Origin of the sequence: Streptomyces sp. NPDC020489 (assembly GCF_044386545.1) — a bacterium.
Classification (GTDB): domain Bacteria; phylum Actinomycetota; class Actinomycetes; order Streptomycetales; family Streptomycetaceae; genus Streptomyces.
Map to the genome: position 1 here is coordinate 569,184 of NZ_JBIRUZ010000005.1, position 23,452 is coordinate 592,635.

24 protein-coding genes are annotated in these 23,452 nt (G+C 73.1%); 13 read left to right on the top strand and 11 right to left on the bottom strand.

What is annotated here, in order from left to right; all coding sequences use genetic code 11:
* Together ACH41F_RS16510 and ACH41F_RS16515 are read left to right on the top strand one after the other, a co-directional pair.
* Positions 1-444: an SRPBCC domain-containing protein gene (locus tag ACH41F_RS16510; protein WP_391230761.1), complete on the top strand. Its 444-nt coding sequence runs from the start codon at positions 1-3 to the stop codon at positions 442-444.
* A gap of 138 nt (positions 445-582) precedes the next feature.
* Positions 583-1,386, top strand: a complete 804-nt coding sequence (locus ACH41F_RS16515) for a maleylpyruvate isomerase family mycothiol-dependent enzyme (protein WP_398836171.1) — start codon at positions 583-585, stop codon at positions 1,384-1,386.
* Between the two features lie 25 nt (positions 1,387-1,411).
* Here the strand turns inward: ACH41F_RS16515 and ACH41F_RS16520 are convergent, their stop codons facing one another.
* Entirely contained in the window at positions 1,412-2,389 is a 978-nt protein-coding gene (locus ACH41F_RS16520) for an endonuclease/exonuclease/phosphatase family protein (RefSeq protein ID WP_391230759.1), read from the bottom strand.
* Positions 2,390-2,586: 197 nt separating this feature from the next.
* Between ACH41F_RS16520 and ACH41F_RS16525 the strand changes: the two genes are divergently transcribed.
* Positions 2,587-3,276: a DUF6882 domain-containing protein gene (locus tag ACH41F_RS16525; RefSeq protein WP_398836174.1), complete on the top strand. Its 690-nt coding sequence runs from the start codon at positions 2,587-2,589 to the stop codon at positions 3,274-3,276.
* 226 nt (positions 3,277-3,502) lie between these two features.
* Here ACH41F_RS16525 and ACH41F_RS16530 read toward each other — a convergent pair whose 3' ends face one another.
* Positions 3,503-4,534: a saccharopine dehydrogenase family protein gene (locus tag ACH41F_RS16530; RefSeq protein ID WP_398836176.1), complete on the bottom strand. Its 1,032-nt coding sequence runs from the start codon at positions 4,532-4,534 to the stop codon at positions 3,503-3,505.
* Between the two features lie 124 nt (positions 4,535-4,658).
* On the opposite strand from ACH41F_RS16530, the gene ACH41F_RS16535 reads away from it, so the two are divergent.
* Positions 4,659-5,621 (top strand): helix-turn-helix domain-containing protein, encoded by a 963-nt coding sequence (locus tag ACH41F_RS16535; protein ID WP_391230756.1) that lies wholly within the window; start codon positions 4,659-4,661, stop codon positions 5,619-5,621.
* A gap of 92 nt (positions 5,622-5,713) precedes the next feature.
* On the opposite strand, the gene ACH41F_RS16540 is transcribed toward ACH41F_RS16535, so the two are convergent.
* On the bottom strand, positions 5,714-7,426 hold the full coding sequence (locus ACH41F_RS16540) for a dihydroxy-acid dehydratase (protein ID WP_398836178.1): 1,713 nt from the start codon (positions 7,424-7,426) through the stop codon (positions 5,714-5,716).
* Positions 7,427-7,687: 261 nt separating this feature from the next.
* On the opposite strand from ACH41F_RS16540, the gene ACH41F_RS16545 reads away from it, so the two are divergent.
* Positions 7,688-8,719 carry an alcohol dehydrogenase catalytic domain-containing protein gene (locus tag ACH41F_RS16545; protein WP_391231523.1) on the top strand — a complete coding sequence of 344 codons (1,032 nt, stop codon included), beginning with the start codon at positions 7,688-7,690 and terminating at the stop codon, positions 8,717-8,719.
* A gap of 433 nt (positions 8,720-9,152) precedes the next feature.
* On the opposite strand, the gene ACH41F_RS16550 is transcribed toward ACH41F_RS16545, so the two are convergent.
* Positions 9,153-9,416: a GlsB/YeaQ/YmgE family stress response membrane protein gene (locus ACH41F_RS16550; protein ID WP_398836181.1), complete on the bottom strand. Its 264-nt coding sequence runs from the start codon at positions 9,414-9,416 to the stop codon at positions 9,153-9,155.
* 237 nt (positions 9,417-9,653) lie between these two features.
* On the opposite strand from ACH41F_RS16550, the gene ACH41F_RS16555 reads away from it, so the two are divergent.
* Positions 9,654-10,406: a hypothetical protein gene (locus tag ACH41F_RS16555; protein ID WP_391230753.1), complete on the top strand. Its 753-nt coding sequence runs from the start codon at positions 9,654-9,656 to the stop codon at positions 10,404-10,406.
* A 194-nt stretch (positions 10,407-10,600) separates the two neighbouring features.
* Here the strand turns inward: ACH41F_RS16555 and ACH41F_RS16560 are convergent, their stop codons facing one another.
* Positions 10,601-11,188, bottom strand: coding sequence for a TetR family transcriptional regulator C-terminal domain-containing protein (locus ACH41F_RS16560; RefSeq protein ID WP_391230752.1), 588 nt, complete (start codon positions 11,186-11,188; stop codon positions 10,601-10,603).
* Positions 11,189-11,319: 131 nt separating this feature from the next.
* On the opposite strand from ACH41F_RS16560, the gene ACH41F_RS16565 reads away from it, so the two are divergent.
* Positions 11,320-12,255 carry an NAD(P)-binding domain-containing protein gene (locus tag ACH41F_RS16565; RefSeq protein ID WP_391230751.1) on the top strand — a complete coding sequence of 312 codons (936 nt, stop codon included), beginning with the start codon at positions 11,320-11,322 and terminating at the stop codon, positions 12,253-12,255.
* Between the two features lie 114 nt (positions 12,256-12,369).
* Complete coding sequence (locus tag ACH41F_RS16570; RefSeq protein ID WP_391230750.1) at positions 12,370-12,624, top strand: EF-hand domain-containing protein; 255 nt, start codon at positions 12,370-12,372, stop codon at positions 12,622-12,624.
* Positions 12,625-12,704: 80 nt separating this feature from the next.
* Here ACH41F_RS16570 and ACH41F_RS16575 read toward each other — a convergent pair whose 3' ends face one another.
* From ACH41F_RS16575 to ACH41F_RS16590, 4 genes are all read right to left on the bottom strand, one after another.
* Entirely contained in the window at positions 12,705-13,382 is a 678-nt protein-coding gene (locus ACH41F_RS16575) for a response regulator (RefSeq protein WP_391230749.1), read from the bottom strand.
* The gene (locus ACH41F_RS16580; protein ID WP_391230748.1) at positions 13,379-14,590 is read right to left on the bottom strand and encodes a histidine kinase; all 1,212 of its coding nucleotides are present in this window, start codon (positions 14,588-14,590) and stop codon (positions 13,379-13,381) included. Before ACH41F_RS16580 ends, ACH41F_RS16575 begins: the two co-directional genes overlap by 4 nt.
* A gap of 105 nt (positions 14,591-14,695) precedes the next feature.
* The gene (locus ACH41F_RS16585; protein ID WP_398836186.1) at positions 14,696-16,900 is read right to left on the bottom strand and encodes an MMPL family transporter; all 2,205 of its coding nucleotides are present in this window, start codon (positions 16,898-16,900) and stop codon (positions 14,696-14,698) included.
* A gap of 240 nt (positions 16,901-17,140) precedes the next feature.
* A complete protein-coding gene (locus ACH41F_RS16590; RefSeq protein ID WP_391230745.1) occupies positions 17,141-17,800 on the bottom strand; it encodes a YceI family protein in 660 nt (219 codons plus the stop codon).
* A gap of 330 nt (positions 17,801-18,130) precedes the next feature.
* Here ACH41F_RS16590 and ACH41F_RS16595 point away from each other — a divergent pair, with 330 nt between their 5' ends.
* From ACH41F_RS16595 to ACH41F_RS16610, 4 genes are all read left to right on the top strand, one after another.
* Complete coding sequence (locus ACH41F_RS16595) at positions 18,131-18,856, top strand: carbonic anhydrase (protein ID WP_398836189.1); 726 nt, start codon at positions 18,131-18,133, stop codon at positions 18,854-18,856.
* Positions 18,857-18,993: 137 nt separating this feature from the next.
* A complete protein-coding gene (locus ACH41F_RS16600) occupies positions 18,994-19,626 on the top strand; it encodes a hypothetical protein (protein ID WP_398836192.1) in 633 nt (210 codons plus the stop codon).
* Positions 19,627-19,748: 122 nt separating this feature from the next.
* Positions 19,749-20,480 (top strand): DUF1775 domain-containing protein, encoded by a 732-nt coding sequence (locus ACH41F_RS16605; protein ID WP_391230742.1) that lies wholly within the window; start codon positions 19,749-19,751, stop codon positions 20,478-20,480.
* 274 nt (positions 20,481-20,754) lie between these two features.
* Positions 20,755-21,726 (top strand): zinc-binding dehydrogenase, encoded by a 972-nt coding sequence (locus tag ACH41F_RS16610; protein WP_391230741.1) that lies wholly within the window; start codon positions 20,755-20,757, stop codon positions 21,724-21,726.
* 99 nt (positions 21,727-21,825) lie between these two features.
* On the opposite strand, the gene ACH41F_RS16615 is transcribed toward ACH41F_RS16610, so the two are convergent.
* Positions 21,826-22,401: a barstar family protein gene (locus ACH41F_RS16615; RefSeq protein WP_398836196.1), complete on the bottom strand. Its 576-nt coding sequence runs from the start codon at positions 22,399-22,401 to the stop codon at positions 21,826-21,828.
* Positions 22,365-22,991 (bottom strand): hypothetical protein, encoded by a 627-nt coding sequence (locus ACH41F_RS16620; RefSeq protein ID WP_398836199.1) that lies wholly within the window; start codon positions 22,989-22,991, stop codon positions 22,365-22,367. The genes ACH41F_RS16615 and ACH41F_RS16620 overlap by 37 nt, the downstream gene beginning before the upstream one ends.
* Positions 22,992-23,115: 124 nt before the next feature.
* Between ACH41F_RS16620 and ACH41F_RS16625 the strand changes: the two genes are divergently transcribed.
* Positions 23,116-23,451: a hypothetical protein gene (locus tag ACH41F_RS16625; protein WP_398836201.1), complete on the top strand. Its 336-nt coding sequence runs from the start codon at positions 23,116-23,118 to the stop codon at positions 23,449-23,451.
* Position 23,452 lies beyond the last annotated feature (1 nt).

The following is a 23,452-nucleotide window of genomic DNA, read 5'->3' on the forward strand; positions in this document are numbered from 1 at the left end:
ATGGTCGACATCCTGCATCGCGTCGGCGCCGTCGCGCCGCTGGACGAGGTCTACCGGGCGCTGGCGACACCCGAGGGCGTCGCCGGCTGGTGGACCACCGACACCACCGGCAAGAGCGAGGTCGGCGGCCGTCTGGCGTTCCGCTTCGGTGACATCGGCGGCTTCGACATGGAGATCCTCGCCCTCGACCCCGCCGGTCATGTGCGGTGGCGCGTCACGGACGGCCCCGCGGAGTGGATCGGCACCGAGATCGACTGGCAGCTCAGCCGACACGACGACTACACCATCGTCCTGTTCAGGCACGAAGGCTGGCGCGAACCGGTGGAGTTCATGCACCACTGCAGCACGAAGTGGGCGATCTTCCTGATGAGCCTGAAGGAGTACGTCGAGACCGGCCGCGGCAGGCCGGCTCCCGACGACGTCCGGATCAGCGACTGGCACTAGGGTCCGCCGGTCGGACCCCGTCCCCCGGCGGGGCGTGCCCCCGGACACACCGGGCGCGGGGTCGGCGGGCGGCCTTCCCGTCGACGCGCGGGTCCCCTCCGCGTTGAGCGGCGGCCGGGTCCGGCTTACGGTGGCCCGGTGAGTGATGTCACGCATGACACGTACTGCACCGAAATCGCCATCCGTACCGAGGAGTTGCGCACCGCCGTCAGGACCGCCGAGGCGGGGCCGGCGGCGACCGCCGTGCCGAGCTGCCCCGGCTGGAGCCTGACCCAGCTCGCCCGGCACGTCGGCGGGACCCACCGGTGGGCGGCACGGATCGTCGCCACCCGGGCCACCGGACCCGTCCCCCACGACATGGTCGACGACGTCTTCTCGCCCGGCCCCGAGTCCGCCGCCGACCTGGACGCCTGGCTCGCCGAGGGGTCCGCGGAGCTGGTCGGCGCCCTGCGCGAGGCCGGTCCCGAGGCACCGGTGTGGACCGTCGCGCCGAGCGGTGCCGCGGGGTTCTGGGCCCGGCGCATGACCCACGAGACGACCCTGCACGCCGCCGACGCCGCCCAGGTCACGGGCGCCCCCTTCGCCGTACGCGAGGAACTGGCCCGGGACGCCCTGGACGAGTGGATGGGGTTCGGCGCGCTGCCCCGGGTCCTGGAGGCCGCCGGCCCCGAGGCCCCGCCCCTGACCGGGCCCGGCCGCACGCTCCATCTGCACGCCACCGACGCGCCCCACGCCGAGTGGCTGGTGGACCTCACCGGCGTACCCGTCACCTGGAGCCACACCCACGCGAAGGCCGCGGTGGCGGTACGGGCCCCGCTCACCGACCTCGTCCTGCTGCTCTACGGCCGCCGCACCCCGGCCGACCCCCCACTGGAGGTGTTCGGGGACGCCGGCCTGCTGTCCCTGTGGCTGGAGCGGTCGGGCTTCTGGCTGCGTAAATAGGTTGTTGAAGGCGTACTTGTGCAGGTCAGGGCGCCGGGATCCCGAACTCCACCCACAGCGGGTAGTGGTCCGAGAGGTGCCAGGACAGCTCGTTGAGCGTCCGATCGCCCCGCAGCTCGGACACGAAGTCGAGGTGACCTCCGGTCCTGGCCTCCAGCGTCAGGACCGGCCGGCGCTGCTGCCCCTTGGTGAACCAGGCGATCTGGTCGTAGAAGTGCTCGGCGCCCGGGTCGTCGAAGATCGTGCGCGGCAGACCGTCCAGGAACGGCGCGGGAACCAGACCGGTGGAGGTGAAGGCCTGGAACAGCGGGTCCCCGGCGCGGTCGATGTTGAAGTCGCCCAGCGCGACGAGGTTGTGGTCCCAGCCGAACTCCCGCTCCGCCCAGCTCGCCAACCACTGTGCGATCGCCCGCAGTTCCGGCACCCGGTCCGCGGCCCGGTCGCCGAACAGGACGTGCAGGGTGACCAGGATGAACGTCTGCCCCTGGGAGAAGAAGCTGACCGCGTAGGGCGTACGCGCGAACTGGCGCCGCAACGCGCCCTCGGGCACGCCCGCCTCCTCCTCGATGGGCACCACCAGCTCGCAGGCCAGACCCGACGGCTTCACCCGGCGCGTGTCGAACAGGAACGCCAGCCGCTCGCCGTTGCCCGCCCCGCCGCGCGTCACATCCGTGAGGACGAACGCCCAGTCCTCGCCGAGGACTTTCAGCATGTGGCGCAGGGCGCGCAGATTGCCGCGCACCTCCTGCACCGCGACCACGTCGAACCTGCGGATCACCGAGGCGATGAGGTGGAGGTCGGTGAAGTTCCGCTTCGGGGAGGCGTCTTGCGGGGTGGTCCAGGCCTTGGTGAGGTCGGAGAAGGCGCGCAGGTTCCAGGTGGCGACGAGGAGGTTGGCGCCGTCTTCCTTCGCTGGTACCTCTGCTTCGACGAACGCGTCCCAACGGGCGACCTGTTCGACCACTCGGCGCGGCGGCGCCAGGATGTCGGCTTCAGCGGGCACGGGGCCTCCTCGACGCAGGAACGCAGGGAACGCAGGGAACGCAGGGAACGCAGGGAACGCAGGGAACGAAAGCAAACGAGGCAGCGTGTCGAGCGTGCGAGATCCCGTGCGTGGGGGCAAGACCCCGTTGCGGTGACAGGCTCGGCCGACCCACCCTGCCCGAGCTGTGATCGCGCGGGCCTCATAGGGTCGGGGACATGGTGAGCCATTTCAGCGACGCGTTCCTCCTGGAGACCGAACGGCATGCCGCCTGGGGAGCGGCCCAGCTGGAGGCGCTGGGCGCGTTCCTGCCCGAGGGGCCCTGGAGCGCCGACCTGCCCTCCTGCACCTACCGGCAGGGGGATCTGGAGCTGCGGGTGGCGGTGCTGGGCACGTACGACATGGAGCAGCAGTCCTGGATGTGGGGCTGGGCCAACCCGGGTCTGCGAGGCACCGAGGTGGTGGCGCTGGGCGGCGCCGTCCGACGGTACGGGCGCGTGCACGGGATCACCGAACTCGCCGAGGAGATCGTGCCGTTGGCCGGGTTCGACGATCCACGCCGGGCGGCCGAGATGCTCGCCTTCACGGGCATGGGCGTCGCCGAGGCCCCCGGATACATCGGCGTCCCGGCCGGCCCGGCCACCCAGGTCTACTTCCTGCCCGACGACAACCGCGTCCCGCGCCCCGGCCCGGACCCGGTCACCCTGCCGCGCACCCTGCTCACCGGTGCGGGGCTGGTCGGGTACTCGGCCCGGCATGTCGTCGGCGGCTACTTCGACCACCACGGAGTGACCCAGCACGTCGAGGAGGACCGGATCGTGGCGGACCTCGGCGGCGGCAACGCGGTGGAGGTGGGCTTCGACGAGCAGGGGCGGATCGCGGAGGTGCAGGTGAAGGTGCTGCCCTGAGCGGTCACTACCGCCTGGGGCCGCGTCCGGCACGGGTCTCGGTCGACTCCGCTCCGCGCAGGGCCTGTTGAGCCGACCCGTGCAGGTGGCCACGCCGACGGACGGCCCGTGCCGTGGTGCGCCGGTGACCGTGTTCTCTCGGATGCGCCGCCAGCGGGTGGAGGCCGACGGCGGGCGAGCGGACCGTGGAGGACGTCTGCGGGGAGCGGGCCGGTCCGCCCTGTCGCTACTGGTGCAGTTCGACCGACAGATGGTCGGACAGGGCGTGCAGGAAGTCGGCCGCGTCGAAGATCTCGCCCGCGGAGGCGACCCCGACCGTCCTGGTCCGGCCGGTGAGGATGCGGTGGACCGCCTCGACCGCGAGGGGTGCGGTGACGGCGTAGATGTCCCGGCCGCGGGCCACGGCCCGCCGTTCGGTGCCGCCGGAACGTACGACGGCGTCGACGACGAACGTCTGGTCGGAGCGTCCTTGGTCGTCGGCGGCGGCCGGTGCCGGGGTGTCCGGCGCGGCGAGTTCCCGGGCCGCCTCCACCGCCATGTGGGTGCTGACCTCGGGGACGGCCAGGTGGCTGGGGATGGTGACGACGTCGGCCATGGTGAACTCCGCCATGACGTCCCTGATGCCCATCGGCTCCGGGAAGTGCCACTTCAGGACCCTCGGCGGCTCGTCGTGGTACTCCAGCCGGCCCCCGGTGTGCTGGACGCGCCGTCCGCCCCGTCGGCCGTGAGAGACCTCGCCCGCGGCGCGGGTCCCGGCGGTGGGGTGCCAACCGCTCAGCCCGTAGGCGATGTGCGCTTCGTCGGCCGCCGCCCAGTCCCCCATCGCGGCGGTGGCCAGGAGGTCGCCGAGTCCGCCGTAGAAGGCCATCGCGGGGACGATCACCGCGCCCGCCGCTCGGGCGCGCTCCGCGAAAGCGGTGAAGGTGTCGACGTTGGCCTCGATCTCGGCCGTCACGTCCACGTACGGGATCCCGGCGCGCAGCGCCGCCTCGATGACCGGGGCGGCGGTGGTAGCGAAGGGCCCGGCGGCGTTGATCACGGCGTCCGCGCCGGCCAGGGCGTCGTCCAGCGCGCCCGTGTCGTCGACCGCGGCCGGCCGGACCTCGAGGCCTGGGAAGTCGGCGGCCAGCTCCCGCAGCTTGCCCGCGTCGCGGCCGGACGCCACCGGGACGAACCCGCGCTCCCGAAGGTGCGCCACGACAAAGCGCCCGGTGTGCCCGTACGCGCCGTACACCGTCACCGTCTGTCCGGAACCCATCGGATCTCCCCCTGTCCTCACTGATCAGCTCGCTGACCTGCCGCTGATCGACTGGGCCCATCCTGTCGAGGTCGGGGCCCCACCGGTGAGTGTCTGAAACGACGAGACCCGTACACTTTCGGACATGCCCACGGTCGCGCTCGCCCTCACCGACGGAATGCTGCACTTCGAACTCTCCATGGCCTACGAGGTGTTCGAGGCAGCCCCGGTCGGCGTCACCGTCCCCTGGTACGACGTCACCCTGTGCGGCTCCGGCGCCGTGCGCGTGGGCCGGTTCCGGCTGGAGCCCGACGAGGAGCTGGACGCGCTGCGGCGCGCGGACACGGTGATCGTCCCGGGCTGGGCGGACGTCGACGTGGAACCGCCCGCCGCACTGGTCGAGGCGGTGCGCGCGGCCCACCAGGCGGGAGCCCGGGTGGCCTCCCTGTGCACGGGCGCGTTCGTGCTGGCCGCGGCCGGACTGCTGGACGGTCGGCGGGCCACCACGCACTGGGCGCACACCGAGGTGCTGGCGGCCCGCCACCCACGGGTCGAGGTCGATCCGGACGTGCTCTACGTCGACAACGGCACCGTGCTCACCTCCGCCGGGAAGGCCGCCGCGATGGATCTGTGTCTGCATCTGGTCCGCCTGGACCACGGATCGGCCGTCGCCAACGCCGTGGCCCGGCGCCTGGTGGTGCCGCCCCACCGGGCGGGCGGCCAGGCCCAGTTCGTCGCCGCCCCGGTACCGGACCGCGACGACCACCCCCTCGGCGCGCTGCTGCCGTGGGCGCTGGACCGCCTGGACCAGCCGCTGACCGTGGAGGACCTGGCCCGCCGGGCGGGGATCAGCTCACGTCACCTCGCCCGGCACTTCAAGGCGGCGACCGGCACCACCCCGCTGCGCTGGCTGCTCACCCAACGCATCCGCCGCGCCCAGGAGTTGCTGGAGACCACCGACGCCGGCGTCGACGCCGTCGCGACGGCCACCGGCATGGGCACCGCCACGACCCTGCGCCGGCACTTCCACCGCACGGTCGGCGTGCCCCCGGACACCTATCGCCGTACCTTCCGCGCGCAGTCCCCGCCCGGGGGCGTCGGGTTGTGACGGGCCACCGGACCGAGGCCGCCGCACCCCGCCGAGGGTTGCGCCCCCGCCGCCTCACGCGTGATCAGCGGTCATGAGCAGGGCGGCGGCGCTCAGTGCGACTCGCGGCTGACGTCGGAACCGCTGGAGCCGAGCAGGAAGTCGAGGTCGGCTCCGGTGTCGGCCTGGAGCACGCGGTCGGCGTAGAGCCGCTCCCAGCCGCGGCGCGGGGCGGCCAGGCCGTCGAGCATGGCCTGGGCGGGCTCGCGGCGCGCGAGTTCGTCGTCCGGTACATCGACGTCGATCCGGCGCGCCTCGACGTCCAGGATGACGAGGTCGCCCGTGCGCATCCGCCCCAGGGGACCGCCGGCGGCGGCTTCGGGGGCCACGTGCAGGACGACCGTGCCGTACGCCGTACCGCTCATCCGGCCGTCGCAGATCCGGACCATGTCGCGCACCCCCTGTTCGAGCAGCTTCCTTGGAAGCGGCATGTTGGAAACCTCGGGCATGCCCGGGTAGCCCTTGGGGCCACAGCCGCGCAGGACGAGGACGGAGTCGGCGTCCACGTCGAGGTCGGGGTCGTCGACGCGGGCACGGAAGTCCTCGACGGAGTCGAAGACGACGGCGCGGCCGCGGTGCCGCAGCAGGTGCGGGGAGGCCGCGGCGGGCTTGACGAGGGCGCCGTCGGGGGCGAGGTTGCCGCGCAGGACGGCTATCCCGCCCTCGGCGACGAGCGGCTCGGCCCGGCCGCGGATGACGTCGGTGTCCCAGACGGCGGCGCCGTCGAGGTGGTCGACCAAGGGGGTGCCGGTCACCGTCAGCGCCTCGGGGTCGAGCAGGTCGCGGACCTCGCGCAGGACGGCGAGGAGACCGCCGGCACGATGGAAGTCCTCCATGAGGAAGCGGCCCGCGGGCTGGAGGTCGACGAGAACGGGCACGCGGGAGCCGATTCGGTCGAAGTCGTCCAGGGACAACTCGATGCCCAACCGGCCCGCGATCGCCAGGAGATGGACGACCGCGTTGGTCGAGCCGCCGACGGCGGCCAGCGCGACGATCGCGTTGTGGAAGGAGGCCTTGGTCAGGAAGGTCCCCGGCCGCCGGTCGGCGGCGACCAGGTCCACCGCGAGCCGCCCGGTGCGGTGCGCGGCCTCGAGGAGCCGGCTGTCCGGGGCCGGGGTGCCCGCGACCCCTGGGATCACCGTGCCCAGCGCCTCGGCGACCAGGGCCATCGTCGACGCCGTGCCCATGGTGTTGCAGTGGCCGCGGCTGCGGATCATCGAGGACTCGGAGCGGGTGAACTCCTCCTGCGAGAGGGTGCCCGCCCGGACCTCCTCCGACAACTGCCACACCCCGGTGCCACAGCCCAGCAGGCCGCCCCGGAACGTGCCGTTGAGCATGGGCCCGCCGGGCACGACGACCGCGGGCAGATCCACCGAGGCCGCGGCCATCAGCAGCGACGGGATCGTCTTGTCGCAGCCGCCCAACAGGACCACGCCGTCAAGGGGGTTGGCGCGCAGCATCTCCTCGGTGGCCATCGCGGCCATGTTGCGCCAGAGCATCGCGGTGGGCCGTACGTTGGTCCCGCCGAGCGACACCACGGGCAGGTCCAGCGGGATGCCGCCCGCCTCGTAGACGCCGTTGCGGACGGAGGCGGCGACCTCGTCGAGGTGGGCGTTGCAGGGGGTCAGATCGGAGGCGGTGTTGGCGATGGCGATCTGCGGCCGCCCGGTGAAGGCGTCACCGGGCACGCCCCGGCGCATCCAGGCGCGGTGGATGTAGGCGTTGCGGTCCTGACCCTCGTACCACTGCGCGCTGCGGAGGCTCACCCAGGGCCCCTTCCACCAGTCGGTACGGCGGTCTACTGTTCGGAACGCGATGAAGCCTACGCAGACGCACGACGGGCCGACAGGCCGACAGGCGGCTGTGTGCGGCGCCCGTCAACTCGCCGCGACGCGGGAGCGGGGGTACGGCGTCGATGACCAGCAGGACGAGGCCGGCGTCAACTGCCTTGCCCTGCTGGTGTTTCCCGACTCCCCCGCCACCGAGCAGCCGACACGCCGCCCCCTTGGAGACAGCCCGTGCACCTCATGCGCGCGTTCGTCCTGACCGGCCCCGGCACGTACGAGGTCCAGGAGCTCCCGGCGCCGATGGCCGGTCCCGGCGAGGTCGTCGTCGACGTCGAGCGGGTCGGGGTGTGCGGCACCGACGTGGAGTTCTTCACCGGTGAGATGGCCTACCTCCACCAGGGGCACTCCGCCTACCCGATGCGGCTGGGCCACGAGTGGGCCGGGCGGGTTGCCGCCGTCGGCGCCGGCGCGGACCCCGGCCTGCTCGGACGGCGGGTCATGGGAGACACCATGCTCGGCTGCGGCAGCTGCCGCCGCTGTCTGCGAGGGCGCGGACATGTCTGCGAGAAGCGGCAGGAGGTCGGCATCCGCGGGGGCCGGGCCGGGGCACTGGCTGAGCAACTCGCCGTACCCGCCTCCTCGTTGCACACCCTTCCGGACTCCGTCGACGCCGTGCTCGGGGCGCTGGTGGAGCCGGGCGGTAACGCCCTGCGCGCGGCGCGGGCCGCCGCACCGGGGCCCGGCGACCGCGCCCTGGTGCTGGGCCCGGGGACGATCGGGCTGCTGGTCGCGATGTTCCTGCGGGCCGCCGGTGCCGAGGTGCACCTGATGGGCGTCACCGAGACCTCCCTCGCCTTCGCCCGCGGCCTGGGGTTCGCGCACACCTGGACCGAGGACACGCTGCCGGACCTGCCGTTCGACTCGGTCGTGGACGCCTCTACCGCGCCCCATCTGCCCAACAGGGCCCTGGAGTTGGTCGAACCGGCCGGCCGCGTCGTGTACATCGGCCTGGCCGGCGAACCCGCTCGGCTCGACCACCGCACACTCCTGCTCAAGGACGTCACGGCGGTCGGCATCCTCTCTGCCTCCCCCGGCCTGGACGCGACGATCCGGGCCTACGCCGAGCGGACGGTGGACCCCGCCCCGCTCGTCGCCGCGACCGTGGGACTCGACGAGGTCGGCCCGGTACTCGCCGGACAGCGCCCGTCCAGCGCGGGCCCGGGCCCGAAGATCCACGTCGACCCTCGGCTCGACGGAAGCGACCGCGCTTGACGGCGCCGCGGGGACGTGGAGCAGGGGGTCACCAGGGCGGGCCCGAGTGGCGTCCCCGGGGGCGACGGATCTCGGCAACTGGGTCCCCGTACCAGCGGAACTGCCCGTGCACGGCGTGCAGCGCGTGACCGCCGGCCCGGTCGCCGTCGGGACGGTGATCGCGGTCGCAGGGCGGCAGGTCACGGCGGAGGTCGCGACCGTGGTCGTAGGACACCAGTCGCCCCCAAGGACCGACGGACCGCCACCGCCGCCGAGGTCGCGCTCATGCCCCTGCACCGGCGGCGAGTTCACCGGCCTCACCCGCGCCCCTCCGCGGACACCGGGACCAGAACCGGCACCGGCACCGGCACCGGGCAGATCGGCGTCGGGCCCTCGATCGCCGTCACGGCGAAGGGCCGCACCCCGGACGGGTGCGGCCCTTCGCCCTGCGCCGTCAACGGCGCGGTTTCACCTTGCTGATCGCCACCACGCCGATTGCGGCGAGAGCGATCTGGATGAGCCACTCGACCCAGTCGACGCCGTCGGTGTCGGCGACGTCGAGGCCAGCGGCGATGCCGGTTCCTATGAACGCGGCGACGATGCCGATCACGATCGTCCACAGGACACCGATGCGCTGACGGCCGGGTATGACGAGCCGGCCGAGCACACCGATCACGATGCCGATCACGATCGCACTGATGACGCCTGAAATCTCCATGAGCGGTAGGCCACCCCCCACTTGTCGGTGACATACGAGTGCTCGTTCGGATCGATACCACTCCGCTCCGTTGCGTGGAGGCGAATTCCGGTGCGGCCGGGGCCGGTCAGGGCCTATCGTCCGGCTGTGCGTTGATCTTCCGAGCGGTGGCCTCGTGCCGCCGCGGACGACACGGGCGCCCCCTGCACGGGCCGCCCGTCGCTGCCATGCCGTCAGCCACCGGAAGAGGGACCGCCGATGACCGCACGCCCACCGCTCACGTACGACGCCTTCGTCGCCCGCGCCACCGCCGACCCCGCCGTCGTCGGCCTGGTCCTCAAGGGCTCGCGAGCGCACCAGGACATGGTCACCGGGCACTCCGACCACGACCTGTACGTCGTCCTCGCCGACACCGCGCGCACGGAGCTGGCCCGCTTCCACGGCCATCGCAGCGCCGAGCTCGACCTCGTCGTCCTCCCGCTCGCGGAGTTCCGCGCCACCGCCCTGCACGGGTTCGAGCGCTATGCCCTCGCCCGTGCCCGGACCGTGCTGGACCGATCGGCCGGAGTCATCCCCCGCATCCTGGCCGCCGCGGCCCACCTGGACGCCGAGGAGGCGGTCCGGGAGGCCGCGGGCCACCTCGACGCCTACGCCAACTCCCTCTACCGGTCGGTCAAGAACGCCCGCGACGGACACGCTCTCGCCGCCCGTCTCGACGCCGCCGACAGCGTGCGGTTCCTGCTGGAAATCCTCTTCGCCCTGGATCGCCGCCCCCGTCCCTACAATAGGTACCTGGAGTGGGAATTGGCCCGGTACCCCCTGCCCGGCTGGGACACCGGCCCGCTTCTGCGGGCCGTGGACGACATCTGCCGCACCGGCGACGTGCCGGCACAGCGGAGTCTGTTCGCCCGCGTCGAGGCGGCGGCCCGGCAGGCCGGGCTCGGGGCGGTGCTGGACGACTGGGGCGCTGACCTGGACCTGATGCGACCGGGTCCGCACCGAAGTCGGTGACGCGCCCGAGCCGCCCGGGTGCGCCGAAGTGCCCCTGCCGAACCGGGTCTTCTGGGGCGGCCTGCACCGCGCAGCGCCGAACCGGCCGGACGCGCCGGGCAGTTCGAGCCTCGCGGTGGCGTTGGCGGCGCGGGCGGTGACCGTGGCGCGTCGTCCGCTCCGGCAACCGGCGTGGCACCTCCGTGGCCCGCCGTTCAGTCGGTCCTCGCCGCCGCGTCGAGAAGGGGGCCGAGTTCCCGTGCCACGGTCGTCAGGGGGCGGACGTCCCGCTCGGCTCGGGCCATCAGGAGGGCACCCTCCAAGGTGCTGATCATCAGCGTGGCGAGTGCGGCGGTCCGCCCCTCGGGTACGCCCATGTCGGCCAGGGCCCGCGCCACCGGCTCCCGCCAGGCGGCGAACGCGGCCGAGGCGGCTTCCCTCGTGGAGGCGGTGGACTCCGCGCAGTCGACGACGGCGGCGGCCACCGGGCATCCGCCGTCGAAGCCGCTGGTCTCGTACTCGTCGGTCCACTGCCGCACCATCGCGGCGAACAGTCCGCTGGGCGTCGGTTTCTCGAGTGCGGCGAGGAAGCGGGCCACGCGCTTGCCCGCGTACCGGCCCGCCCAGCCGACCGCCTCGTTGACCAGCTGCTCCTTGCCGCCCGGGAAGTAGTGCTGGAGCGATCCGCGCGGCGCTCCGGCATGTGCGGCGACATCCCGCATACCGGTGGCGGAGACCCCGTCGCGGCGGATGAGCTGGGCCGCGCTGAAGACCATCCGCTCGCGCGGCCCTCGTTCGGACATTCCTCGGTCTCCCGTTCGTCGAGCGGTGCGACACCACCCTATGACCGCTGTCATAACGACGGCTACTATGACGCCTGTCATAACCGGTACGGGCGGCTCGGCTGCGAGGTGAGCCGGAGAGGCGGCACATCGTGTACGTCGGATTCATCGGCCTGGGGCTCATGGGCCGGCCCATGGCGCTCAACCTCGTCCGCGCCGGGACCCCGCTCATCGTGTGGAACCGCACGCCCGGCCGCTGTGAACCGCTGCGCGCCGCGGGGGCGGAGGTCGCGGCGAGCGCGGCCGAGGTCTTCGAGCGGGCCGGGACCGTGATCCTGATGCTGGCCGACGAGGCCGCCATGGACGCGGTCCTCGGACGCGGCACCCCGGACTTCGCCGCGCGGGTCGCCGGACAGGTCGTGGTCCACATGGGGACGACCTCCGCCGAGTACTCCAGCGCTCTGGAGGACGACATCCGGGCCGCGGGCGGCCGCTATGTGGAGGCACCCGTCTCCGGCTCCCGCGCCCCCGCCGAGCGCGGCGAGCTGGTGGGCATGCTGGCGGGCGACGAGGACGCCGTGGCGACGGTACGGCCGGTGCTGGCACCCCTGTGCCGGCAGACGTTCGCGTGCGGTGCCGTGCCCGGCGCGCTGCTGATGAAGTTCTCGGTGAACCTGTTCCTGATCACCCAGGTCACCGGCCTCACCGAGGCGTTCCACTTCGCGGACCGGCACGGACTCGACCAGGGGCTGCTCCGGGACGTCCTGGACGCGGGCCCGATGGCCAGTGCCGTGTCCCGGATGAAGGCGCCCAAGCTGCTGGCCCGTGACTTCGGCGCCCAGGCGGCCGCCGCGGACGTGCTCAAGAACAACCTGCTCATCGCCGAGGCGGCCCGCAAGGCCGACATCGCCTCCCCGCTCCTGGACGTCTGCCACACCCTCTTCGGCGAGACGGTGGACCAGGGCCACGGCGGGGAGGACATGGTGGCGGTCCTGCACGCGCTGGAGACGCGCACCGCCCTCGCCGCGCCGGGGAACCGGGAGCCGGTACGGAGGCGTGATGACGAGGGAGTGGAAGGAGGGCCCTGACCCTCCGGTGAGCTGACCTTCCGGTGAGCTGACGGTCAGCAGCCCCTCCGTGAGCTGACGGTGAGCTGCCCGTCCGTCAGCCCACCCTCCGGTGGAGAGAATGAGGACTGCCCCATGAGCGACAAGGCCCGGATCCTGTTCGAAGCCCTGGACCTGGACCGGAACGGGACGCTGACCCGGATGGAGGTCATCAGCGCCCTGCGGACGAAGGGGCCCACCCTCGCCGCGTCGGGGGCGCTGCCGTTCTGGGGCCTGGGGGACGCCGACGCCTCCTCCGCGCTGTTCGACGCCGCCGACCAGAACGGGGACGCGGTGCTGACGCTGGAGGAGTTCTCCGCCGTGGTGGACCGCCGCTTCGGCTGGCACTGACACCGGCCGCACGGACGGGGTCGCATACACGGGACCACACAAGGGGCCGCACACGCCCCTCGGGCGCCCAAGTCGCCGACTCACCCCATGGGACGCGGCTTCACCAGACCGCTCTGGTAGGCGACGACGACGAGTTGGGCGCGGTCACGGGCGTTCACTTTCGTCATGGCCCGCTGGATGTGGCTGCGGACCGTCAGCGGGCTCAGCACCAGCTGCTCGGCGATCTCGGCGTTGGACCTGCCGTGGGCTGCCAGCGCGGTCACCTCTCGCTCGCGGTCGGTCAGGGCCTTGACGGCCTCGGGGAGGGCGAGGAAGCCGTCGGTGTCGGGGGTGGCGAGAAAGCGGGTGATCAGGGCCCGGGTCGCGGCGGGCGACAGAAGGGAGTCGCCGGCCGCCACCGTGCGGATGCTCGCCAGCAGTTCCTCGGGCCGGACGCCCTTGCCGAGAAAGCCGCCGGCACCGGCGCGCAGCGCCTTGGCGACGTTCTCGTCGTTCTCGAACGTGGTCAGGATGAGGATGTGGGTGCCCGCCAGCTCCGGCCGTGCGGAGATGGCCGCGGTGGCGGCCACCCCGTCGAGGTTCGGCATCCGGATGTCCATGAGGACCACGTCGGGCCGGTGCTCGGCGGCCAGCTCGACGGCTTCCCGGCCGTCAGCGGCCTCCGCCACGACGGTCAGGTCCTCGGCGGACTCGATGAGGATACGGAAGGTGGCCCGGAGCAGGGCCTGGTCGTCGGCGAGCAGAACACGGATGGTCATGGCGCGGGGCTCTCGTGGGGGTCGGGCGGCAGAGGGGCGTCGCTGTGCAGCGGCAGGGTGCAGGCGACCTCGAAGCCGCCGTGCGGACGGCGGCCGGCATGGAGGGTGCCGCCCACGGCCGCGGCACGCTCGCGCATGCCGAGCAGCCCGAAGCCGCCTCCGGGCGCCGGGGAGGCCGACGGGCCGTGCGGCGCCGCGGCGTTGGCGACGGTCAGGGTCAGGTGGTGGGGGGTGTAGGCGAGCCGGACCTGGGCGGTGCGGGTCGCGGCGTGCTTGGTGACGTTGGTGAGGGCCTCCTGGACGATCCGGTAGGCCGTCAGATCGAGCACGGGCGGCAGCGCGCGCCGCTCCCCCTCGACGGCGACCGTCACCTCCAGGCCGGTCAGCGAGCAGGCGTCGACCAGGTCGGGCAGCTGCTCCAGTCCCGGCGCGGGGGTGAGCTCGGAGGTGTCGTTGTCCTGACGCAACAGCCCTACGGTGGCCTTGAGTTCGCGCAGTGCGGCGGCGGTGGCGTCCGGCAGGGCGGCGATGATCTCCAGGGCCTGGTCCGGGTGGGTGCGGGCGAGGTGGGCCGCGGTGCCGGCCTGGGCATCGGCCAGGGTCAGGTGATGGGCGACCACGTCGTGCAACTCCCGTGCGATGCGCATGCGTTCCTGGATCACCCGGTGCCGGGCCTCCTCCTCGCGCTCGCGCACGGCGTGCTCGGCGCGGGCGACGGCGTACTGGCGACGGACCCGGACGTAGGCGCCGAGGGCCGCCGACAGCAGCACGATGGCCACCGGGTTGACGATCCCGAGGATGGGTGAGTCGTGCAGGGAGGGGACGAGCAGTCCGACGACGACCAGACCGGCGGCTGCCGTCAGCGCGCTGTTCCAGCCGGTGCGGCGGGGGAGCCGCGCGCTGGTGGAGTACTGCGCGAGCAGCAGCGGACCGAGCAGTCCGGCGGTCAGGAGATAGCCGAGGGCGCCCTGGGCCATGGCGCACAGCGTGGTCGTGGCGAGGACGGGCAGCGGGTGCCCGCGGCGCCAGGGCAGGGCGGCGCAGGCGACGGCGGCGAGCGCGAGGCCGGGCCACAGAGGCGGCGCCTCGGACATCGCCGACCGGGTCAGGAGGACACCGGCGACGGTGACGGCGACCAGCAGTGCCAGCTTGGTGGCCTCGACGGCTTGGGGACGGGTCGCCGCCCGCCGCTGCCAGCTGTTGCTCATCACGCTCCGGGAATGGGTCCGAGTCCGAGGAAAGTCATGCTCACACACCGCGGGTCGCGGCGCCGTGGTGTGCCCGGCGCCGCGCCCCCTCGTACGACGACACCGTCAGGTACGGGCGGGTTCCCTGGTCAGCGCCTCCCCGGCCTCCGGCACCGAGGGTGCCGCGAGTCCCGTGCCCTCGACGTCGACGCGGGGCAGCAGCCGGTCGAGGCGGGCGGGCAGCCGCCAGGCCTTGTCCCCGAGCAGGGCCAGCACCGCCGGGACCAGCGCCATGCGGACGACGAAGGCGTCGAACAGCACCGCCACGGCGAGCCCGAAGCCGATGGTCTTGATCATCGCCTCCTGGGCGCTGATGAACCCGGAGAACACCGCCATCATGATCACCGCCGCGGCGACGACCACCCGGGCACTGTGCCGGAAGCCGCTGACGACCGCCTCGCCGGGCCGCTCCCCGTGCACGTGGGCCTCCCGCATCCGTGAAACCAGGAACACCTCGTAGTCCATGGCCAGGCCGAACACGATGCCGACCAGGAAGATCGGCATCAGGCTCATGATCGGGCCGGACTGCTCCACGCCGAGCAGGTGCGCGCCCCAGCCCCACTGGAAGACCGCCACCACCGCGCCGAGCGAGGCCAGGACCGACAGCAGGAACCCCAGCGCCGCCTTGACGGGCACGAGCACGGACCGGAAGACCACGAGCAGCAGGATCAGGGCCAGCACGACGATGACGGTCAGGTAGGGCACGAGCGCGTCCTTCAGCGCCTGCGCGACGTCGATGTTCATCGCGGTGCTGCCCGTGACCTCGAAGGTGGCGCCGGTGGTCCGCTCCAGGCCGGGGCGTTCCGCGCGGATCGCCTGGACGAGGTCCTTGGTCCGCTCGTCGCTGGGACCCGTGGCCGGCACCGCCGACAGCAGTGCGGTGTCACCGGCCGGGTTGAACCGGGCCGGGGAGACGGTCACCACGCCGCGGGTCGTGCCGATCGACTCAGCGACCCCGCGCACGGCCGCCTCGCGCTCCGCGACGCCCCGGACGTCCACCACGATCGTCAGCGGCCCGTTGAAGCCCGCGCCGAAACCGTCCGCGAGCGCGTCGTAGGCACGCCGCTCCGTCGACGAGACGGGCTTGGACTCGGCGCCGGGCATCCCCAGCTCCAACTGTGCGGCGGGCAGTGCCAGCACTCCGAGGCCCAGGACCCCCGTCACCAGCACGGCCACCGGGCGCCGCAGCACGAACCGCGCCCACCGCGAGCCGGCGTTGTCGGCCGCTTCGCTCGTGGGGCCCTTCTTGCGCGTACGGCGGGACAGTACGGCCTCGGGCCACATCCCCAGCAGCGCGGGGACCAGGGTGAGCGCGACCAGTACGGCGACGACGACGGCGCCCGCGGCACACAGCCCCATCTTGGCCAGCATCGGCACGCCGACCACGGTCAGCCCGGCCAGCGCGATGACGACCGTGAGTCCGGCGAACACCACGGCGGAGCCGGCCGTGCCGACGGCGAGGCCCGCCGCCTCGGCGGGGTCGTGCCCGCGCTCCCGCTCCTCGCGGTAGCGGGAGACCACGAAGAGGGCGTAGTCGATCCCGACGGCGAGGCCGAGCATCGTGGCGAGCGTGCCGGTGGTCAGGGAGAGACCGAAGGTGCTGCCGAGGGCCAGGATGGCGGCCATGCTGACGCCGACACCGACGACGGCGGTCAGCAGCGGCAGCCCGGCCGCCGCCAGGGACCCGAAGGTGATGAGCAGGACGACGGCCGCGAGGGCGATCCCGATGCCCTCGGCGGCGCCGCCCGCCGCGGGCTGGGTGGCCAGCGCTGTGCCGCCGACCTCGACGGTGAGTCCTGAGCCGCGGGCGGCACTGACGGCCTTCTCCAGCGCCGCCTTGTCGGCGTCGGTGAGATCCGCGGCCTGCACCTTGTAGTCCACCGTGGCGTAGGCGGTGGAGCCGTCCTTGCTCACCGCGCCGGCGGTGAACGGACTCGCGGCGCGCGCGACCTCAGGCGCGTGGGCCGCCCGCGCCACGAAGGTGTCGATGGCGGCGCGGTGGCGGCCCGCGGTCACCTTGTCCCCGTCGGGGGCGACGAACACCACCCGGGCGTTCGCGCCGTCGGCGTCCGAGCCGGGAAAGCGCTCCCCGATCAGGTCGAACGCCCGCTGCGCCTCGATGCCCGGCATGAACGACGTGCCGTCGTCGGAGGCGGCGGGTGCCTTGGCGGCGCCGAGACCGACGGCGCCGAGGAGCAGGGCCCACAGCAGCGCCACGAGCCAGCGCCTTCGAAAGGCGGTACGGCCCGTCCGGTACAGGAAGGTAGCCACGAGAAACGGATCTCCAGGTCTGGTTCGGGGTGGATCACCAGCCTGTCCGTTCGGGGGGTGCCGGGGCATCGTGCGGGTGCTGCCACTTCGCGTTGGTGACGCTGCACGAGCCGCGGCGCCGCTGTCCTCCTCAAGGAGGAGGACGCCGTGCTGCCTGCGGAGGAGACGGCACGCGGGGCCCGGCGTACGCGGCCGGCAGTCGTCCGCGCGCCGCCCTTCGACCCAGGTGGCCGCGGCGCGTCAGCCGATGGGTGCCGTACGGATCGCCGCGATGTCGAGCTGGAGGCGGACCTTCTCGCTCACCATGGCGCCGCCCTCGGCCAGTCTGGAGTTGTAGGCCAGACCCCATTCGCAGCGGTTGATCGTGGTGGTGCCGTCGAAGCCCGCCCGCTGGTAGCCGAAGGGGTCGGTGACATGGCCGATGTACGTCAGGTCCAGGACCACGGGGCGGGTGACGGCCTTGATGGTGAGGTCGCCGGTCATCCGGTAGACATCGTTGCCGAGCATCTCCACGGCGGTGCTCGTGAAGCGCATCCGCGGGTAGTTCCGGGCGTCGAGGAAGTCCCGGCCCACGAGGTGAGCGTCGCGTTGTTCCACGCCGGTGTCGACGCTGCCCGTCGACAGCACGATCTCCGCCTGCGAACGGGAGGGATCGCGGCCGTCGAAGTACAGCCGGCTCTGGTACTCCGCGAAGGATCCGCGGACCGTGGTCACCATCGCGTGCCGGACCGAGAACCCGATCCTGCTGTGGGCGGGGTCGATGACCCATTCGCCGGTCAGGGGCGCCAGCGCCGGGTCCGGCAGGAGCGCGGTACCGGCGGCCGGTGACGTCGTGGAGCGCTGGGGCGTGTCGGTGCGCTCCACGCGACGGACCGAGGTGTCACGGCTGAACAATTTCATGATTCACCTGATTACTTTACGGAAGTTGCCACCGCAACCCCCGTTCAAGGCCGGACAAAAACTCCACAAGTCCGCCATGACATCGCCTGATTCACCGCGCCGGGGGTGCGGACCTGGATGTCGTCGAGGCCGACCGGACGGGAAATCACGCCATTTCAGATTTCACGACGAGACCGGGAGACAACCGAGCGACCGGTCGTGCAAGGTCGATCAAGGAACGGACTGGAGAAGACCAAGAACCGTTCATCAACTCGCAAGGTTTGCACCTCACTTCACCATGGTTCGGCAACGAGAGTCCCCCTCGTCGGACTCGGTCATACGTTCGTCCCCGTGAACTCTCAAGACACCTCCGACAGAGCCGGGCGCCGCACACTGCTGCGCGCCGGGCTCACCGGTGCCGCGGCCATCGGCGCCGGCCTCTCCCTCGGCTCCAGCCCCGCCTCCGCGGCCCCCGCCGCGGGCCGTCCTCGCCCCGGCACCCCGGACGAGGCCCTGCGCGAACTGGCGGCGGGCAACCTGCGCTGGCGCACCTTCCGGGAGCGGCACCCGGACGAGTCACCGGCCGTGCGCCAGAGCCTGACGACGGCTCAGCACCCCTTCGCCCTCGTCCTCGGCTGCATCGACTCCCGGGTCCCCCCGGAGCTCGTCTTCGACCAGGGCCTCGGCGACCTGATGACCGTGCGCAGCGGGGGCGAGGTACTGGACGAGGCGGTGCTCGGCAGTGTCGCCTACGGGGTGCTCGAACTCGCCATCCCGCTGGTGGTGGTCCTCGGACACCAGTCCTGCGGCGCCGTGAAGGCGGCCGTCGAGACCGACGCCTCCGGCGCCGAGCTGCCGGCCCACATCCAGTACCTGGCCGACCAGATACGCCCCAACATCGACCGCACCAAGGAGGGCGCGGCCCGCGTCGACGCCACCATCGACGCCAACGTCCGGGCCATCCGCTCCCGGATAGCGGCGGAACCGGACCTCGCCGCGAAGGTCGCCACCGGTGAACTGGCCGTGGTCGGCGCCCGTTACGAGCTCACCACCCAGCGCGTGCACCGCCTGTCCTGAACCCGCCCAGGGGCGCCACCGGATGAACTCACCGGTGGCGCCCCGCGCTGCACCGGCGCGGTCCCCCGCCGCGCCGTGCGCCACTTTCCCCGACCGACCTGCGCACCAGGCGCCCCATGGCCCAAGATGAGCAGGTCATGCACCGGCCCCCCACCGACCGCTCAGCGCCCCTGCCCGTCCTGCGGGCCGCGGTGTTCGCCGTCGTCGGCGCGGTGCTGGGGGTGAGCGCCCACCATCTGGCCGCCGTGGGTGCCGTGCCCTGGAGACAGGGGTCGGCGGTGGCCGCCGGGCTCTTCGCCCTGGGACTGGTGGGTGCACGTCGCCCCCGCCACGTCGGCACGGTCGTGGTCTGCAGCGTCGCGGGCCAGTCCGGACTGCACCTGTGGCTGACGCTGGGCGCCCACGTGCGACCGCCCGCCCATCACCACGGCCGACAGCTGCGGGGCGGCGCCTCCACCCACTCCTACGACTCGCTCGCCATGACCGCGACCCACGCGCTGGCGGCCGCGCTCGTCGCCGTGGTGCTGCACCGCGCCGACGCCGCCTGCTGGACGCTCGTCCGTGACCTGGCCGACGTCGTGCTCGACACGGCGCGCGCCCATGTCGCCGCCGCGCGCGAGCTGTTCACGCGACCATGGACGCCCGTACGGCTCGCAGCGCCGGTCCGTGTGCCGATGGACGCCGGTCGCGCGAAGGTCGTCGGCCTGGTACTCGCCCATGCGGTGACACGGCGCGGCCCTCCCCTCTCCCGGCTAGCCCTCGTCAACTGACCACGCCCGGACGTCCGTTACGCCCTGCCCCGGCCACTTGCCGCGAGGCTCGTGACGGCCGCCCCGGCATCCCCCGGGAAGCTCGTGACAGCTGCCCCGGCACCCCCTGCCTGGAGACACCCATGTCCCGCACCCTCAACCGCCTCGCCGTCGCAACGGCGGCCGCGGCAACCGCCGTCCTGCTCACCGCCGTTCCGGCCATCGCGCATGTCGAGGTCGAGGCCGACACCGCACAAGCCCTCGCCGAGAACGTCCAACTCACCTTCACCGCCGAGTCGGAGTCCGCCACCGCCGGCATCACCCAGCTCCGGGTGATCCTGCCCAAGGGCATCAGCCCGTCCGACGTGACGTACGAAGACGGCCCGGACGGCTGGAAGTTCGCCGCCACGAACGACGGCTACACCGTCAAGGGCCCGGCCCTGAAGACCGGCGCGGACGCCGAACACTCCGTCGTCGTACGGCAGCTGCCCGACGCGAAGGAGCTGGCGTTCAAGACGCTCCAGACCTACGGCGACGGCAAGGTCGACCGCTGGATCGAGCTGGGCGAGTCGGACGACGGGCACGGACACGGCCATGGGAACGAGGCCCCGGTCCTCGAACTCGAGCCGGCCGCACCGGGCGCGACGACCGTCAGCCCCACCCCCAGCCCGTCACAGAGCCCGACCCCGACGCCGACCGCCACGCAGAGCGGCGACTCCGCCGCCCCGCAGGCCGCGGACAGCGAGCAGGACGACGAGCAGGACGACGACAGCGGCATGTCCACGGGCGCGTGGATCGGCATCGCGGCGGCGGCGCTGCTGGCCGCCGGAGCGATCGCCTTCGCCGTACGCCGACGCGGCAGCGCGCAGCGGTAGTGCGCAGCGGCGGGTAGCTCCGCCCCAACGGCTCCCGCGGCCACGGCACTTCGTGACGCGGGGGCCAGCCCAAGACGTCCCTGACGAGCCAGGTCGAGCCCCCGCACCGCGACCGCCCCTCCCCCACCTGGACGGCCCGACCGGAATGCCTGCGCATCGCGTCCGCCCGCGCCTCGACTCCTGGCCCACTCCACCCCCGAACACTGGCCGAGGACACGGTTCCCCGCGACGATCCGAGGGAATCGCGACCATCCGGCGGTCAAGGAGGGCCCCTGTGAAGGCCATCGTCCAGCACGCCTACGGCTCCACCGACACCCTGCGCCTGCGGGACATCGACCCTCCGGTCCCGCGCGGCGACGAGGTCCTCGTCGAGGTGCGGGCCGCCGGGGTCGACCCGAGCGTCTGGCATCTGATGACCGGACGGCCCTACATCGCGCGGCTCAGCCCGCAGCTCGGATTACGTCGGCCCGCCCACACCGTGCGCGGCTGGGACGCCGCCGGACGGGTCGCGGCGGTGGGAGCTGAGGTGACCGGCTTCAAGCCCGGCGACGAGGTGTTCGGCCAGTGCGACGGCTCCTTCGCCGAGTACGCGTGCGGCAAGGCCGAACAACTGGCCCCGAAGCCCGCGAGCCTCACCTTCGAGCAGGCCGCCGCCCTGCCCGTCTCCGGCGTCACCGCCCTCCAGTGCCTCGACGTGGCGCGCCCGCGCCCCGGGCAGAGGGTGCTGGTCATCGGCGCGTCGGGAGGGGTGGGGACGTACGCCGTCCAGCTCGCGGCGCACTACGGCGCCGAGGTCACCGGCGTGTGCGGCCCCACCGGGGTCGAGTTGGTCTGCTCGCTCGGCGCGGCCCACGCGATCGACTACACGCGGGAGGACATCACCGCCCGCCCGGTGCGCTACGACGTCGTCCTCGACGCCGCCGGAAACCGCTCCTTGTCCCGACTGCGCCGCGTTCTCGCGCCCCGCGGGACCGCCGTCCTCGTGGGCGGCGAGGACGCCGGACCCGTGCTCGGCGGACTGGACCGGTGGGTCCGCGCTCTGGTGCTCTCCGCCTTCGTGGGCCAGCGCATCCGACCGCTGTTCGCGACCACCCGGCACCGGGACCTGCTCACCCTGAAGACGCTCGTCGAGTCCGGCGCGATCGCCCCCGTCGTCGACCGTGCGTACCCCCTGGCCGAGGCGGCCGACGCGGTACGGCACCTGGAGCGGGGCCATCCGCGAGGCAAGCTGGTCATCACGATCTGACGGGCACACGTCCCGCACACCTACCACCGCCGCCACACCGCACTCGGCGGCTGGGCGCCCCCACCCCGCGCGCACGACGCCGCGGGCCGACCGACACGCCTAGCGCAGTTCGACGGTGACGCCGCAGCGTTCCAGGAGGTGGACGATCTCCTCGAAGTAGGTGAGCCCCTCGTCCGAGATGTCGTCCTCGAACGCGCGGCGGGCGATGTGGGAGTCGTGCCAGACCAGGGTGAAGGGGGTGGCGATGCCGAAGCCGCCGCCGAGGCAGTCCTTGAAGGCCTGCCACTCCCGTCCGAAGTAGTTGCCGGGCCCCACCAGCGCCTCGGCCATCGCGCAGTGCAGGCCGGGCTGGTCGGTGACGAACGTGCCGTCGAGGTGGTGGACACCGCCCGTGCGGTCGGCAGGTCGGTCGCGCAGACCGGTGGCGGTGAGGTCGAGCCACTCGCGCCGGGCCTCGGTGCCGAGCGGGGCCCATTGGTTGGGGGTCGTCGGGACTCCGCGGTACCAGGTCTCCCAGACCGGACGGGCGAGGAGGGGACGCTGGTCGCCGCCGTCGGTGAGGGTGATGTCGAGCAGGTCGGCGCCGAGGACGGAGGGGCGGGCCTTCTCCATGCGCAGCACCACCGTGTGCCGGTACATCACCCGGCCGTCGCGGTCCAGCGCCCACAGCTGCACCCGGTCACGGTCGTCCTTCCGCCGTCGGCCCAGCACGGCGCGCAGCGGGTCGGCGGGCTCGCAGCCGACGAGGTGCAGGGGGACCGGCCTCCGGCCGCCGCCGAGACGAACAGCCCCTCCACGTCCAGGCATTGGCCGGCGGGGGCCGCGGACACCGTGGTTCCGGCGAGCACCCTGAACGCGGGCCGGTCCGGCAGGGTGTGGTTCCACGCGGTCTCCGCCTCCACGCCCGCGCCCACGACGACGTCCACGAGGGCCGGGTCCTGCCGGTTCGGCCGCTGTGCCAGGACGACGGCGTCCACGAGCGTCCACCACTGGAGCGGCTGTTCCCCGTCCCAGACCTCGACGCACAGGTCGCCGAGCAGTGCCGTGGCCGCGCCGTCCGGCGCCAGGGCCTCCCGCAGCGGGCCCTCGGGAGCGCAGCCCCGCAGCGTCAGAACCTCACGCGCCGGCGGCGGCTGGTCGACGAACAGCCCCTCGACACCGGCGCACCGCCCCCAGTACGACTCCTCGCCGTCCAGGTCCTCCTGGACCAGCAGGTACCTGACCGGGAAGTCCCGCTCCCAGACCGCATGTTCCGCGACCCGCACCCGTCCCCCACACTCCGGCCACCACGTCCGGCCCGCGCCTCGGACCGGACCGACGGCAGCCTGCCACCCATCGGCCGTGCGCGCCCCTGAATTACGCACTGGCGGCGGCCGGGAGAATCGCCCCATGGGGATAGACCTTGAGCTGCACAGCGGGCCCCCGCGCCGATCCGGTCGGCGCCGCGAGCCGACCCTTGTCCACGCGTCCCACGAGCACGGAGAGGTGCTGGCCGGGCTGCTCTCCGGGCTGCCCCGCAACACCTCGGGCAAGCTCTGGACGGTCGACCCCTACAACGACACCGTCTTCAACGAGCAGGTGGCCGAGGCGGCGCTGCGCGAGATCCCCGGCCTGCTGAGCCGCTGCACGGGCGCGGCCCAGACCGCGGCGGTCCGGGAACTGGCCGCGTTCCTGGAGGCCTGTGCCACGACTCCCGGCAGCCGTCTGGTGTTCGTGGGCGACTGAG

What these genes read in the sequence shown, in the direction of transcription:
- ACH41F_RS16510 (WP_391230761.1), top strand. Translation starts at nt 1, where the DNA reads ATGGTCGACATCCTGCATCGCGTCGGCGCCGTCGCGCCGCTGGACGAG.
- ACH41F_RS16525 (WP_398836174.1), top strand. Translation starts at nt 2,587, where the DNA reads ATGGTGAGCCATTTCAGCGACGCGTTCCTCCTGGAGACCGAACGGCAT.
- ACH41F_RS16530 (WP_398836176.1), bottom strand. Translation starts at nt 4,534, where the DNA reads ATGGGTTCCGGACAGACGGTGACGGTGTACGGCGCGTACGGGCACACC.
- ACH41F_RS16535 (WP_391230756.1), top strand. Translation starts at nt 4,659, where the DNA reads ATGCCCACGGTCGCGCTCGCCCTCACCGACGGAATGCTGCACTTCGAA.
- ACH41F_RS16545 (WP_391231523.1), top strand. Translation starts at nt 7,688, where the DNA reads ATGCGCGCGTTCGTCCTGACCGGCCCCGGCACGTACGAGGTCCAGGAG.
- ACH41F_RS16550 (WP_398836181.1), bottom strand. Translation starts at nt 9,416, where the DNA reads ATGGAGATTTCAGGCGTCATCAGTGCGATCGTGATCGGCATCGTGATC.
- ACH41F_RS16555 (WP_391230753.1), top strand. Translation starts at nt 9,654, where the DNA reads ATGACCGCACGCCCACCGCTCACGTACGACGCCTTCGTCGCCCGCGCC.
- ACH41F_RS16560 (WP_391230752.1), bottom strand. Translation starts at nt 11,188, where the DNA reads ATGTCCGAACGAGGGCCGCGCGAGCGGATGGTCTTCAGCGCGGCCCAG.
- ACH41F_RS16570 (WP_391230750.1), top strand. Translation starts at nt 12,370, where the DNA reads ATGAGCGACAAGGCCCGGATCCTGTTCGAAGCCCTGGACCTGGACCGG.
- ACH41F_RS16575 (WP_391230749.1), bottom strand. Translation starts at nt 13,382, where the DNA reads ATGACCATCCGTGTTCTGCTCGCCGACGACCAGGCCCTGCTCCGGGCC.
- ACH41F_RS16580 (WP_391230748.1), bottom strand. Translation starts at nt 14,590, where the DNA reads ATGAGCAACAGCTGGCAGCGGCGGGCGGCGACCCGTCCCCAAGCCGTC.
- ACH41F_RS16590 (WP_391230745.1), bottom strand. Translation starts at nt 17,800, where the DNA reads ATGAAATTGTTCAGCCGTGACACCTCGGTCCGTCGCGTGGAGCGCACC.
- ACH41F_RS16600 (WP_398836192.1), top strand. Translation starts at nt 18,994, where the DNA reads ATGCACCGGCCCCCCACCGACCGCTCAGCGCCCCTGCCCGTCCTGCGG.
- ACH41F_RS16605 (WP_391230742.1), top strand. Translation starts at nt 19,749, where the DNA reads ATGTCCCGCACCCTCAACCGCCTCGCCGTCGCAACGGCGGCCGCGGCA.
- ACH41F_RS16625 (WP_398836201.1), top strand. Translation starts at nt 23,116, where the DNA reads ATGGGGATAGACCTTGAGCTGCACAGCGGGCCCCCGCGCCGATCCGGT.